Genomic DNA, 14,220 nt, shown 5'->3' on the forward strand with positions numbered 1-14,220 from the left:
GTCAATAAACAATATTTAGATACACAATGAATATATTTGTAATGCTTATGAAATTGAAACCAACTCGTATTTGTTATAACCAAAATAGGTTTAAATATAATGGAAATTAAAAAATCATTATTAGAAGACCTCAATACCGAACAACAAAATGCAGTGACTACCGATAACCAATATACTGTTGTACTTGCAGGTGCTGGAAGTGGTAAAACACGTGTTTTAGTTCACCGAATTGCATGGCTGTGCATGGAAAAACATTACTCTTCCCAATCCATCTTTGCCGTAACTTTTACGAATAAAGCGGCGGTTGAAATGCAAGAGCGTATCCAAGCATTAGTTGGCGAAGGGTATTTTAGTGGGATGTGGATTGGTACTTTTCACGGATTAACTCATCGTTTGTTACGGATGTTTTCACAGCAAGCCAACTTACCTTCCAACTTTCAGCTTATTGACTCGGAAGATCAGATTCGCCTTATTAAACGAATTTTTCGAGAGCTTAAAGTTGATGAAAAACAGTGGTCAGCGAAAGAGTGTGCCGCTTTTATCTCTAATCAAAAAGAGATGGGATTACGAGCTAATGACATCGCACCTGAAGATCCTAAGCAAGCAATGTGGCAAACCATCTATCGAGATTATCAAGCAATTTGTGACAGAGTTGGATATGTTGATTTTTCGGAATTAATTTTACGAGCTTATGAACTGCTTAACCAAAATCATGACGTACTAAATTATTGTCATCAGCGTTTTTCTAATATTTTAATTGATGAGTTCCAAGATACGAACTTAATTCAATATCGATTAGTAAAAAAATTGGCTGGTGATACCGCTAACGTCATGATTGTTGGTGATGATGATCAATCTATCTATAGCTGGCGTGGTGCTAATGCCGATAACTTACAATTGTTTATTAATGATTATCCAGATACCGAAATCATCCGTCTAGAACAAAATTATCGTTCAACCAGTAATATTTTAGATGCGGCTAACATTTTAATCGCCAAAAATCAAAATCGCTTAGGTAAAAACCTATGGACTGATAGTGGCGAAGGTGAAAAGATTTCACTCTATGTCGGTTTTAATGATATTGATGAAGCAAGATTTGTAATTGGTCAAATCAAAAAACGTCATGAAGAAGGTGATAAATATTCAAGCTGTGCCATTTTATACCGTAATAATGTTCAATCGCGTATTTTTGAAGATACTTTATTACAAGCAGGATTACCGTACCAAATTTATGGTTCAATACGCTTTTATGAACGGCAAGAGGTTAAACTAGCACTGGCATATTTGCGTTTACTGCATGATCACAGCAATGATATGGCTTTTGAAGCGACCGTCAATACTCCAACCCGCGGTATTGGTAATGTTACACTTGATAAAGTGAGGCTTACTGCTAAACAACATAATCTTTCATTATGGGATGCTTGTTTAATGTTAATCCAAACCAATGCGTTAACTGAAAGACAGCGTTCAGGTTTGAGTCGTTTTCTTGAATTGATGGCATCAATTCATGAAGAAGTGAGACAGTTGCCATTTTATCAGCAGCTTGATGTAATGATTAAATTATCTGGTGTACAGCAAATGTATGAGCAAGAGCCAGGAATTAAAGGACAATCACGATTAGAAAATCTTGAAGAACTGGTGTCGGCTGCGGAACAATTTTTCCATAACAATGAAAACACGGTTATTCAGGATAATGTAACGGGTAAAACACTCACAGTACTTGAGTCCTTTTTAGCTTTTACCTCACTAGAAAGCCGCGATGTTGTCAAAGCTCAAGATTCAGTGCAGTTAATGACGTTGCATTCGGCTAAAGGATTAGAATTTGATAATGTTTTCATTGTCGGATTAGAAGAAGGCCTCTTTCCTGCACAACGTTCAGTGAAAGATAATGACCGCATGGAAGAAGAGCGACGCTTAGCCTATGTTGGTATCACTCGCGCTCGAAAACATTTGACATTAACTTTATGTGAATTAAGACGACTTTACGGCCGCGAAGAACGTAATTTACCTTCTCGTTTTTTAGCGGAATTACCGGTTGATAGATTAAACGAAGTTAGTTACCGAGGTATGATCACCTCATCTGAGTTTAAATCGAATGATCTAAACAAAAAAGACCTCAGTAAAAATGAGCAGTTTATTCTTGATCGTAAAAAATCCTATCTTGAAAAACAACGCGAAAGTGATGGTTATATTTTAGGTCGAAAAGTTAAACACCATCGCTTTGGAGAAGGCACCATTATCAATCTTGATGGCGAAGGTGATCATAAACGCGTTCAAATTGCCTTTGTTGATGAAGGGGTTAAATGGTTGGTGATTAAATTAGCTAATCTTACTTTACTTTAATATTGAAATCTTGAGTAATAATAAAGGCAAAAATTTAATTTGCCTTACCTATTTTTAGAACTTTGTCGTTATATTGTCGCTTGATCCGTTACTGATTGTGAGAAGATTTTATCAAATGATTGCTTAGTGCGAGTGCATACCCACTCATTTTCCGAATAATCAAAGTGATAGCCTTGTTTTTCTGTCGCTAGCCAAACTTGGAAAAGAGGTTCTTGAGTATTGACGATAATTTTACTGTAATTGGGAAAAGTTATGGTAATCACATTACCATTTATTTCATAATCAATGTCAATGTCTTGTTCTTCGGCAAAGTGATCTAAAAATAATTCGATCTTATTAAATAGTTGATCGGTAATAGCATGAAATTCAGTGATGTTCATAGAAAATTAATCAATATTGATGTAGTGAAATGATATTAGCATAATCGATAACTATCTGCCACAAGAAGTGGCAGTCAGATATCAACAAAAAATCAGTAATATTTAATGAGCAATAGATAATGAACAAGCAACAATTAACAATCGACGTTGTTCATTATTGTCAATTGCATTTGCCCATCGGTTAGGAGTGTCATTGGTACTCACCAAACGACCATCGCCAAAGTAATTTTCGAATAATTGGATAATCCCTTTCGCGATTTCTTTCTTGTCACAGTTTGCGAAATGTTGAATCACAATTGATCGGTATGTGATTTTTTCACCTTCACTATTTTCTTGCGTGAGTGGAGGAATAAAATTCACTACCTCATTAAATACTCGAATTTTTTTATTATAGGGATGAAGAACAATGGAACTTCTATCAATAAATGAATAACCTATCGATTTATCTTCATTAAATTTAGTCATTGGGATAAATTGTTCCCCAATGCGCGAATCTTTTAAATTTTCATTTGTTTCATGAGAGTTACTTGTATTACTTTTATTATTACTGGTTGAAGCTGAAGTGTTAAAATCATTACCTAAAGCTGAAAAAGAAAAGAGAATAAATAACAAATATAATTTTTTCATTTAGATTTTATCCCCATTTTTTGAATTAGTTATAATTAACTTTTGATTAATATCTTTTTCTTGCTGGGATTTCAGTTTTTCTTGATTCTCTTTTTGTTTTAATCGGTTATAATCTTCAATTCGTTTTTTACGCTTTGCTTCATATTCCTTGTCGATGGGTTTCATATCTGGGCGTACTGAATAGAGAATTTTTTTATCAATGTCTCCTTGTATTGAGCAAATTATACGACTTTGATTATCTGTAATCGGTTCTAAATATAAGGACTTTTCAACAGTACCCGGTTTTGGTATCACCATGTCAATTGAATAAGGGTTATCTAACCAAGTTTGATTTTTACTTTTGCGATCATAAATTTTAGGATTAGCAAAATAAATTTTTTCGTTAAAATTTAACCAATTAATATTAGTAAGCGACTGTTTAACGTCTTGTGATTTATTGTCTAAAATAAATCCCCAATAATAAAATTGACCAGATAATGGGGTAGGGATAAAGATATTTTGATAGCCTACAATATTTAACCCTTTGTATTCAATTGTTTTTTTAAATATCACCTTATTTTTGTTATTATATTCAACCGAATCGACAACAATATAAGCAAAGTTATCAATAGTGGCTAAATCCGCATACTGACCGAAAGTGTCTTTACTTATTGCTAATTGCTTGAAAAATTGATTATCACACTGAAAAAAAGAATCAACTACTTTATTTGTTTCATTTAATATAGTTTGGTCTTGTGCATAAACCACAAAAGAAATTAGTGAAGAGCAAATAAGCACAAACAGTTTTTTAATGAACATGGAGGAGGCCCTTTTTAAGTAATTCTTCTGCTAATGTGTATGGTTATGTATAGTTGTGTATATTATTGTAAAGTAACGTAAATGTTATTGTCAATCTTGTGTACATTTATTTTCTATAAAAACAAGTAAATCACCGTTTTTAAAGGATATTTTGACAAAATCCATGATAGCTTTATTTCTTAAGCTTGTTAATCCTCTTAACGTTAATGTTGCATTACTTAATGGATATTTAACGCCTGTAACTGTGACATTTGTGACTTTAGACAATGGGATAAAAGAAATGATATGGTTTTTTACATCATAAATAGTTTGCTGTTTTTTGGAAAAAAAGAACTGACAATAGTTATCATAAAAAGTAAAATCCAATCGATGATAATAATGCATTGCAACCGATAAATTTCCTAAGAAATGGTCACTGGCATGACCAGAAGCACCATAAATATCAAATTTTTTCACCCCTTTATTTGCTAAAAATAAGATTGCTTTCTCAAAATCCGTTTTATTCTGATCAGGGGTATGAATAATTTCAGTTCCTCTTGGTAAAGAACAGCTCTTATCTAAACTATCTAAATCACCAATAATATAATTAGGGATTATTGATGAAGTATAAAGATAGTTATGATAAGCCCCATCTGTTGCGGCAATAAAAGCATATTTATCTATATTGTTGGGATAGCGCTTGGGCGGTTCCCCATTTACAAAAAGTAGGGCTCTATTGCTTTGCATTGTCATATACTTTGCTGTTTTATAAAGTTAAGGTATAAGCCATTATAATGGCATCTTCCTGTTTTCCATCAACAGTTGGATAATAATTTCTTCTGATTGTTATTTGGTTAAATCCAAGTGAATGATATAAGCGAATCGCTGCATCATTGGATTTTCTCACTTCTAACCATAAAGAGGCAATAGATTTATTAGAATTGAGTGACATCAATTCTTCAATTAATTTATTTAAAAGCTCTTTAGCTAATCCTTTCTGTCTAAATTCAGGATGAATAGCTATGTTAAATAAATTGGCTTCATCGGCAACCAGTTGGCAGATGCAAAAACCAATTATCTTATTATCTATGGTCAGCTTTAAATTAAAATAACGATCACCTTGATTTGAAAAAAACGTCGTTTTAGACCATGGGATCGTATGACAAAGCTGCTCTAAAGCAAAAGCCTCGGTTAAATCATTGTGGTTGAGGATGGAAATAGTTTTCATATTGGCATAATTGTCGCCAAAGTTGGCGTTTTTGTTGTGGTGCATTAGCTAAAACATCTAAACTTGCTGTTTGTATGGTTAATTGATTTTGCCAGTTTTCATCAGGCGTAATATCGATAAACCAAACTACCGTTTTTATATCGCTAGCTGGAATAATCAATTGTGATGGTGTAAGTATTAATACTTGATCTTCTTTAAGTCGAATAGCATTAAGAATATCTTTGTATATTTTTTGCATTGGTTTTTGGTCGGCAACAACAATTAAACGAATTTCATCACTAATATGGGTTGCCATTTCACCTTTAAATACTGCTGAATTACGCAAAATGTATTGAGTAATATTGCATTGTTGCAAATACCAATCTTGTTCAGTCATTATGGAATTACTATTTTTTATTAGTGAATAATAAGGGTTAATTGTATAATCAACGACTAAAATTATAAAGGTTTTTTCATTGAGGTACTATGGCAACATCTGTTTTTACTCCAGCAAGTCAGGTAATTGAACGTCATCAAACATTTTTTAATGATAAAAATGTGATTATTGCAGGTGATATACAAGATAGTTATCCTGCAATAATGGTCGCAAATCAAGTTAAAATTCACTGTACTCAATTTCATACTTATTTGCGTCTAAAAAATAGTGTGCGTGGTGCGCAAACTAATTTTTCGTTACTCCCGGATGCTGAATTTTATGCTGGAATGAATACGCTAATTTATTACTGGCCAAAAACGAAAAGTGAAGCACAATTTCAGCTCTCTTATTTACTTAATAATATGCCCAAAGGGAGCGATATCTTCATCGTCGGCGAAAATCGTACCGGTGTAAAAAGTGTTGAAGCGTTATTAAATGATTTTGGTACCATTCAAAAAATTGATAGCGCAAGACGCTGTGGATTGTATCATTTTCAGGCTGAAAATCGTTTAGCGTTTGATTTAAATGAATGGTGGTTGAGTTATCATCTAACCATTGAAAATCAAAATATTGAAATTAAAAGTTTGCCAGGTGTGTTTAGCCAAAAAGGGTTGGATTCTGGAACCGAATTATTACTCAATGCATTAGTTGACCATGCTGAAATCATCAAAGGCAATGTGTTAGATGTTGGCTGTGGTTCGGGCATATTATCTACGGTTGTCGGTAAACTATATCCAGATATTGAGCTCACCCTGTCAGATGTGAGTAGTGCAGCAATTGAGTCAAGTAAAGCTACGCTAAATTGTAACCATGTCAAAGGAAGTGTTGTTGCAAGTGATGTATTTTCTAATTTAAATGATAAATATCATCTTATCATCTCTAACCCGCCTTTTCATGATGGTAAAGAGACAAATTACACAGCCGTCAATACGCTAATTAAAGAAGCCAAAAAACATCTAAAATTAAATGGTTATTTGTGCATTGTGGCAAATTCATTTTTGCCTTATCAATCGATTTTAGACGAAACATTCAAAAGTGTGGAAGTCATTGCACAAACAACTAAATTTAAAGTTTATTTAGCGAGTCATTAAATAGCTAAAAGCATTTGTTTCAATTTATTTAAATAAGTTACGGTGTTAGCCGTAACTTTTTTGGGTTTTACTAAAATTAAATTACTCGCGAAAACTGCTGTTGTCTTGCCATTTTACGCATATAAGTATCAAAACACATGCAGATATTACGGATCAGTAAGTGACCTTTAAGGGGAACTTCAATTTTATCACCATGAATGATGACCAATCCATCTTTCTGCAATGGCTGTAAAAGTGCTAAATCTTCGGCAAAATAATCGTCGAAATTAATATTGTATTGCTGTTCAATCATTTTCTTATCAAGATAAAAATGACAAATTAATTGTTTTATCACATCACGACGGATAAGATCATCACGATCTAATGTGAAGCCTTTCCATAAACCATTACCGATCTGTTCGACTTGCTGTTGATAGGTTTTAAGATCTTTTTGATTTTGCGCATAACTATCGCCTAACATGCTAATTGAAGATACGCCTAATCCGAGCAAATCTGCATCGCCTTGTGTGGTATAACCCTGAAAGTTTCGATGTAATTTATTGTTCTGTTGAGCAAGAGCAAGTTCATCGGTTGGCTTAGCAAAATGATCCATACCAATATATTGATAGCCTGCTTGGGTTAGCTTTTCAATACTGGTTTGTAAAATCAATAATTTTTGCGCCGCATTGGGCAAATCGTTATCTTTGATTTTGCGTTGAGCTGCAAAGCGACTTGGTAAATGTGCATAATTGAACACACTTAAACGATCCGGCGAGATATCAATCACTTTATTGAGTGTTTCGGTAAAGCTGGCAACCGTTTGTTTGGGTAAACCATAAATTAGATCTAGGCTAATTGAATGAAAACGATTTTTGCGAGCTTGATCGATCAATGACCGAATTAAATTTTCGTCTTGTTCGCGATTAATCAGATTTTGGATCTCATGATTAAAATCCTGAATCCCCATACTTAAGCGATTAAACCCAACATTGGCTAAATGATCGATAGTTTGTGGCGTAATTTCACGAGGATCGATTTCAATTGACAGCTCGGCATTATCAGCAAAGCTAAAATGGGATTTTAGAGAGGTAATTAATCGGCTAATTTCTTGATCCGTTAAAAAGGTGGGGGTTCCTCCTCCCCAATGCATTTGTGTTACCACTCTGTTTTCAAAAAGTTTGGCGCGTTTTGCTATTTCAATATCTAAAATATCAAGGTATTTAGTGACTTTGTGTGTTTGACGTGTAATAAGTTTGTTACAACCACAAAAATAACAAAGTTTATGACAAAACGGAATGTGTACGTATAAGGATAATGGTTGAGTGGGGTAACGAGAAGTCGCGTTCAAAAAATCCTGTTCATTATAACTTTCATTAAATTCAAGTGCAGTGGGATACGAAGTATATCTTGGACCAGAATAGTTATATTTTTCAATTAAGGCCTGATCCCATAATTGTGTTTCAGTCATGCTTCTGTTTCCGTTTAAGTCTGTGTTTAGCGTTATTATATCCATGACTTATTAAAGTTGGTTTTCGCTTAGTTATACGTTTTGCTTTGGTTTTTGTTTTCAGTTTAATCTGGTTTGTTTTATGCAAATACAATAATGTGCAAATTAATAATCCAAAATATAAACTTAACATTATCAATATTGGCATTACTATTTGCTCGCTATTTGTTATAAATTATGATTTGAATAAGACATCCATTATTATCAACGTGTTTCAGGGATTTTTTATGACTCAATCCCTGACGTTACTGAAAAATTAATATTAGGCAAGCTAAAATCATTGCCTACTATTAATTACGTTTTAATAAACTCACAATATCTTCTTTCTGATCATCGAGATCTTCAAAATCATCGTCGGTATAACCCAATTCTTGCATCAGTTCATCAATTCGATTTAATTTGCTGTCCAAATAAGTTTGTTGCTCTTTAGTCAACTTGCCATTTTGTTCAACTAAATCGAGTAACATATCTAATTTAGGATCGTTTTCAAGTTGCTCTAATTCTTGTTGTGGTGAAAGAATCGTTTTTTTAGATTTAGGTTGTTTAACTACTTTAGTAGTATTGATATTTGTATCAACAACTAAAGCAATTGGTGTTTTACTGCCTATACGTGGATCTTTTACTGCTTTTTGAGTATTGTTATTTTTGTTATTATCTGTATTATTAAAGCGTGAACCACTAGGCAAACCTTTATGTTTGCGTTTACGTTTGAGTTCACGAGACTCTTCATTAATTTCTTGACGGCTTTTTTTGGGTTTTTGTTTCGATTTAGTTTTTAACATACTATCTCTGTTTTACACTTTGGTTAATCATTTATTCAACGTATTTTATCAGTAAGTCTAAAATATAGCTATGAGGAAGACACATTGTGAATTTGTGATTGTAAAATTACAGTTTTATGTATAATCTGAACCGAATATTCTAGAATCAAGTAATAGAGAAATAAACATGAATAATCCTTTGAGTCCTTATATGCAATTCAGCCGTAAAGAATGGGCAAGCTTGCGTAATTCGGAACCAATGACTTTAACACCAGAAGAACTCATTTCTTTACAGGGAATCAATGAAGATTTATCTATGGATGAAGTGAGTGAAATTTACTTACCTTTATCAAGATTGCTTAATTTCTACATTAGTAACAGTTTTAGTCGGCAGGTAGTATTATCCAAATTTTTAGGTAAAAGCCAAAAAATCCCTTATATAATTGGTATCGCTGGCAGTGTTGCAGTTGGTAAAAGTACTACAGCACGTGTATTACAGGCATTGTTAACTCGCTGGCCTGAACATAGAAAAGTAGCTTTAGTTACAACGGACGGTTTTTTATATCCGAATAAATGCCTTGAAGAGCGAGGCATTATGAATAAAAAAGGTTTTCCACAATCTTACAATCTTAAAAAGCTAATTAACTTTGTTGCCGATATTAAATCAGGACAAGCAGAAGTTAAAGCGCCGGTTTATTCACATTTAGTTTATGATATTGTAGAAAATGAAGAGATCGTGATTGACAGTCCAGACATTTTAATTTTGGAAGGATTAAACGTATTACAAGGTGCGGTCAATTATACTCAAGCACATAATCGAGTCTTTGTTTCGGATTATGTCGATTTTTCAATATACGTTGATGCTGATTTATCTTTATTACATCAGTGGTATGTGAACCGTTTTTTAAAATTTAGAGCTGGGGCTTTTAGTGATCCTAATTCATACTTCAATCACTATTCTAAATTGCCAGAACAAGAGGCTATCAGTATTGCCAATCGCTTATGGCGCGATATAAACGAATTAAATTTAGTTGAAAACATTTTGCCAACTCGAGAAAGAGCCAGTTTAATTTTGACAAAAGGGGAAGATCATAAAGTAGATTATGTTCAATTAAGAAAATAAACTTAGGGGGTTCAATATGAAATCAGCAATAGGGTTATTAAGTAAATTAAGCATTATCACTTTAGTTACAGCGTTTTCAGTAAATAGTTATGCATCAAGTAATGATACACGTGAAGAATTAACTTGCAATGCTAAAAAGCAAGCAATCGAAACAAAAATAGAACAAGCTAAAAAAGCCAATAATACTTTTGAAGTAACAGGGCTTGAAAAAGCACTTCAACAAGTTAATACCAATTGTTCCGATGAAACATTGGAGCAGAAATATAAAAGATTGGTGGATGAAAAAAGCAAAAATGTTTCTGACAAAACCAAAGAATTAGCCGAAAAAACGAAAGAGTATGAAAAAGATGGTGTTGATGCAAATCAAGATAAAATTGATGCATTAAAATCTAAATTACAAGATGCAGAAAAAGAACTTTCTGAAGCAAAAAATAACCTAGCGGATTATTATGAAAAAGCTAAAACTAAATAATTTGAATTTATTAATTTTGTCCTAATTAAAAAGATAGATTCACACGCTAAATAATATTGAAATTTATTTAATCAACATTGACCTCAAGTAGTTATTTAACTATTTGAGGTCATCTTTTTTATGCAATTTAACTAAAATTCTGGCAAATATATTTTCATTTCAGTTAGATTATTTTTGTAAAAATGATTTATAATCCTTAAATATTAATTAATATATTAAGTATAATCATTTAGAAAGAAATATAATGGAACATGTTTCTAAAATTCGTCAATGTATAAAAGTTGCTACTCAAGGTTTTATTGGACGTGAACAACTAGCGGAACTGATCATACTCGCAGCTATTGCCCAAGAACATTTATTAGTCATCGGACCGCCAGGTACAGCAAAAAGTGCTGTAGTAAGGAGAATGGCTAAAATCATGAATGGTAACTATTTTGAATATCTATTAGGCCGTTTTACAGAACCGTCCGAACTGTTTGGAACCGTAAATCTAAAAAAACTTCGTGAAGGGACGGTTGAAACCGATACTCAAGGAATGTTACCTGAAGCAGAAATTGCTTTTTTAGATGAAGTATTTTTAGGATCAACTGCCATTTTAAATACTTTACTTGGCATATTAAATGAACGTAAATTTAGACGTGGACATACTCAAATAAGTTGCCCATTAAAAATCTGCATAGGGGCATCAAATTCACTTCCTCAAGATGAAGATCTGGTTGCTTTTGCTGATCGTTTTTTAATTCACCTTTTTATTGATCCCGTAACGGATAATTTTATTGAAGATATGTTAGTGGGTGGATGGCAAGCTGAATTTACTGATGTTGATTCATTGAGTTCATTAACTGAACTTTCAGCAATAAGTGACAATCTTAAAAATGTTAATTTAGATAACATTATTTCTTTTTACGCAGATGCTATTCGGTTACTTAGACAAAATGGAATCATTTTATCCGACAGGCGAGTAGTAAAAACATTAAAACTTATTGCTGCTGCTGCGTTAATAAATGGTCGATTTGAAGCTCAAAAACAAGATATCTGGCCTTTATATTACGTATTACCTACTTTAGATATGCAACAACGCGGACAAGAAATCTTAAATGATTTTTTTACACTCTCAAATAATTCTCAATTGTTTTATGCAACTGAATTTGCCACACAACAACCGAATGCACGTCTGCAACGCCTAATTGAACAGGCTAATAACTGCCTAAATAATGGTGGTGTTCGAATTGAACATGTGTTACGTGAAATCGATGCTAATTACACCATCGATACTCTACCTGAGCCATTAAAGCAGTTAAGAACACAATTAATTAAATTGATTGTCTAATATGAACAATAAGATTGTTATTAACTGGCATTGGCAACCCAATGATGATGAAGCAATAACCCCTATCGCGGTTGTTGCTTGGCATGAAACGGTTAAACACTTACTTACTCATCTTTCAAAAAATTTAGATAAATTCGATTTAACTAAATTTCAATTTATCAAAGGTAACCATTTTATTATTATCATCGGTCCGTCCTCTCAATTACCTTGGGTTGATGGTGTGCAATATGCTATGGTTGACAACCAGACACCTTTACTTTGGCTACCATGTCATGCCAAACCCTCCGTTCCTTCTTTACTTCTAGCCGATGCTATAGCGAATAAATTTGAGCATAAGCATGTCCTGTTATGGGATCGTCCGCAGGCTATCATTCCATTAAGTTTTAGCTGGCCTTTAACTAAAGAGTTTATTCAATATGCCTTATAAACCACTACCCAAACCATTTCAAGCTTGGCAACATTGGTTATCAAGGTTTGATGAGAACTTACAACCGATTATTGCTGATTTACTTTTGCAATTTAATCTTTTTATAGGTTCAATCAGCGAAAGTCGATGCAGTAAACAACTATCATCAGATTCAAGCGATTTGCAAAAGCGAGGAAAATATGAACATTTGTTAACAACTGAATGGTTAATTGCTCAAGAAGAACCTGATGAATTTATTCGCCGAGCAGCCAATAATGAGCATCTTTTTTTAACGCCAGCATATGAAAAACCAAAAGCGAATGGAGTGATTATCGCTTTGTTTGATTGTGGATTACTACAATTGGGTATGCCTCGTGTGGCACATCTAATTTTGATGATATTATTTGATATCCGTGCTCATAACCTTAATAGCCAATTTTATTGGGGCATCTTACAATCTAACTCAGAATTGATTTTATTTTCAGGTATTGAAGACCTAAAGCTATTATTAAAAAATCGTACTATGAATTGCCTCGATACTAAACATCTTGATTATTGGAAAGATTATTTAAAACAGTCAGAATTACTTTATGATGAGTGCTGGATAATTGGGAATAATTTTTCAAAAGTTAATTTTGCTACGCATAAAATATCGATAAATAGATTAATAGGTAAATTTACAAACTTATCCGTTGATATGACTAATAACAAAATATCAAACCATTTTGAGTTAAAATTACCCAATGAAGTTATTTGCGCAAAGATGTTATCTGGACTATTTGAGTCTGGTAGTAATTACGCTGTTATTAATGAACAATCGTATCTTCCTTTAAATGCCAACTTACATCTTGATATTTCACCTAATAGTAACCACGTTTTAGTATTTAATAGTGAAAATAACAAAATTTGTTTTATTACGATTAATGATATCTTGTCTCAAAGACAGGTATGTCGTGTCAAAAATTATTCTTTAAAATCTCATGTACTGGGTTTAGATATTCAAGGAAAACATATCGTAGCCTTGTATCAAGAAAATCAAAAATATTATTTATGGGGATCAGATATCCCAAAAAGAGATCTATCGGAAGAGATCAACATTAACGCTATCAATCAATTATCTTATTTTCTATATCTATATGGCGATCATAATCCAAAACTGCTATACATAGACGATCATCAATCGCTTTATTCTGTGTATTGGATAAATTATTATGGGGATATCTTTAATTCTCAACATGAAATTGCCAAAAATGTAATAGCATTGTTCAAACTGAGTGAAAAACAGGCCTGTTATATTTACCAAGATGATCAAGAACAGTTTTGCATTACCAGTTATGCATTAAATCATTTGTCCTATTATTTAAGCATTAAAAAAATTAATGAAAATTTGCAATATTTTATTTCATCCGAAAATTTATGGTTGACAGGATTTGGTCATTTAGCTGTTGGTTTTGAGCATCAATGGCAAGTATTTGTTGATGAAAACAGCTATGTTGAAGTAACAACCCCCTTAGAATGGCAGGTTTTTGGTTTTTTCTATGATAATCATGAAGATAAAATTAATTTTTTAATAATTGATAAAGATAAAAAACAAGTAGCATTGTTTGATTATCTCAATCATAAAATTGATGTTTGTTTCAAATCATCATATAAAATTGTTCTCTATCATTATAACTCATTGGCTCAATCGTTTTCAGTTATTATGGATAACGGGGAATTGATTTTATATTCTTTGAAAACACAATCAATAAGATTGAAATTGCATAAAGCTGATTAATGAT

At 32.7% G+C, this 14,220-nt stretch carries 15 protein-coding genes; 7 read left to right on the forward strand and 8 right to left on the reverse strand.

The features are described from left to right. The first annotated feature begins 99 nt into the window (after positions 1-99). Positions 100-2,343, forward strand: a complete 2,244-nt coding sequence (gene uvrD / locus AC5LW9_RS05675; protein WP_493456479.1) for a DNA helicase II — start codon at positions 100-102, stop codon at positions 2,341-2,343. 68 nt (positions 2,344-2,411) lie between these two features. On the opposite strand, the gene cyaY is transcribed toward uvrD, so the two are convergent. The 6 genes from cyaY to AC5LW9_RS05705 form a co-directional block, all read right to left on the reverse strand. Further along, entirely contained in the window at positions 2,412-2,723 is a 312-nt protein-coding gene (gene cyaY, locus AC5LW9_RS05680) for an iron donor protein CyaY (RefSeq protein WP_198226634.1), read from the reverse strand. Positions 2,724-2,825: 102 nt separating this feature from the next. Beyond that, a complete protein-coding gene (locus AC5LW9_RS05685; protein ID WP_198226636.1) occupies positions 2,826-3,350 on the reverse strand; it encodes a surface-adhesin E family protein in 525 nt (174 codons plus the stop codon). Beyond that, entirely contained in the window at positions 3,351-4,148 is a 798-nt protein-coding gene (locus tag AC5LW9_RS05690; protein WP_198226638.1) for a hypothetical protein, read from the reverse strand. Positions 4,149-4,238: 90 nt separating this feature from the next. Beyond that, the gene (locus AC5LW9_RS05695) at positions 4,239-4,874 is read right to left on the reverse strand and encodes a thiamine diphosphokinase (RefSeq protein WP_493456480.1); all 636 of its coding nucleotides are present in this window, start codon (positions 4,872-4,874) and stop codon (positions 4,239-4,241) included. A 19-nt stretch (positions 4,875-4,893) separates the two neighbouring features. After that, positions 4,894-5,355, reverse strand: coding sequence for a ribosomal protein S18-alanine N-acetyltransferase (gene rimI / locus AC5LW9_RS05700; protein ID WP_493456481.1), 462 nt, complete (start codon positions 5,353-5,355; stop codon positions 4,894-4,896). After that, on the reverse strand, positions 5,324-5,731 hold the full coding sequence (locus AC5LW9_RS05705) for a DNA polymerase III subunit psi (protein ID WP_065737421.1): 408 nt from the start codon (positions 5,729-5,731) through the stop codon (positions 5,324-5,326). The genes rimI and AC5LW9_RS05705 overlap by 32 nt, the downstream gene beginning before the upstream one ends. 89 nt (positions 5,732-5,820) lie before the next feature. Here AC5LW9_RS05705 and rsmC point away from each other — a divergent pair, with 89 nt between their 5' ends. Next, complete coding sequence (rsmC, locus tag AC5LW9_RS05710; RefSeq protein ID WP_493456482.1) at positions 5,821-6,861, forward strand: 16S rRNA (guanine(1207)-N(2))-methyltransferase RsmC; 1,041 nt, start codon at positions 5,821-5,823, stop codon at positions 6,859-6,861. A gap of 76 nt (positions 6,862-6,937) precedes the next feature. Here rsmC and hemN read toward each other — a convergent pair whose 3' ends face one another. Then, a complete protein-coding gene (hemN, locus tag AC5LW9_RS05715; protein WP_493456483.1) occupies positions 6,938-8,308 on the reverse strand; it encodes an oxygen-independent coproporphyrinogen III oxidase in 1,371 nt (456 codons plus the stop codon). Between the two features lie 329 nt (positions 8,309-8,637). After that, entirely contained in the window at positions 8,638-9,129 is a 492-nt protein-coding gene (gene yihI, locus AC5LW9_RS05720; RefSeq protein ID WP_198226646.1) for a Der GTPase-activating protein YihI, read from the reverse strand. Positions 9,130-9,295: 166 nt separating this feature from the next. Here yihI and coaA point away from each other — a divergent pair, with 166 nt between their 5' ends. The 5 genes from coaA (at position 9,296) to AC5LW9_RS05745 (ending at position 14,216) form a co-directional block, all read left to right on the forward strand. Further along, positions 9,296-10,231, forward strand: coding sequence for a type I pantothenate kinase (gene coaA / locus AC5LW9_RS05725; RefSeq protein ID WP_198226648.1), 936 nt, complete (start codon positions 9,296-9,298; stop codon positions 10,229-10,231). 16 nt (positions 10,232-10,247) lie between these two features. Next, a complete protein-coding gene (locus AC5LW9_RS05730; protein WP_198226650.1) occupies positions 10,248-10,703 on the forward strand; it encodes a DUF1090 family protein in 456 nt (151 codons plus the stop codon). A gap of 244 nt (positions 10,704-10,947) precedes the next feature. Continuing rightward, on the forward strand, positions 10,948-12,033 hold the full coding sequence (locus AC5LW9_RS05735) for an AAA family ATPase (protein ID WP_198226652.1): 1,086 nt from the start codon (positions 10,948-10,950) through the stop codon (positions 12,031-12,033). Between the two features lies 1 nt (position 12,034). Further along, entirely contained in the window at positions 12,035-12,460 is a 426-nt protein-coding gene (locus AC5LW9_RS05740) for a bpX5 domain-containing protein (RefSeq protein ID WP_144092285.1), read from the forward strand. Next, positions 12,450-14,216, forward strand: coding sequence for a hypothetical protein (locus tag AC5LW9_RS05745; protein ID WP_493456484.1), 1,767 nt, complete (start codon positions 12,450-12,452; stop codon positions 14,214-14,216). Before AC5LW9_RS05740 ends, AC5LW9_RS05745 begins: the two co-directional genes overlap by 11 nt. Positions 14,217-14,220: the final 4 nt, after the last annotated feature.

It is taken from the genome of Gilliamella sp. LMG 34360 (assembly GCF_984568995.1).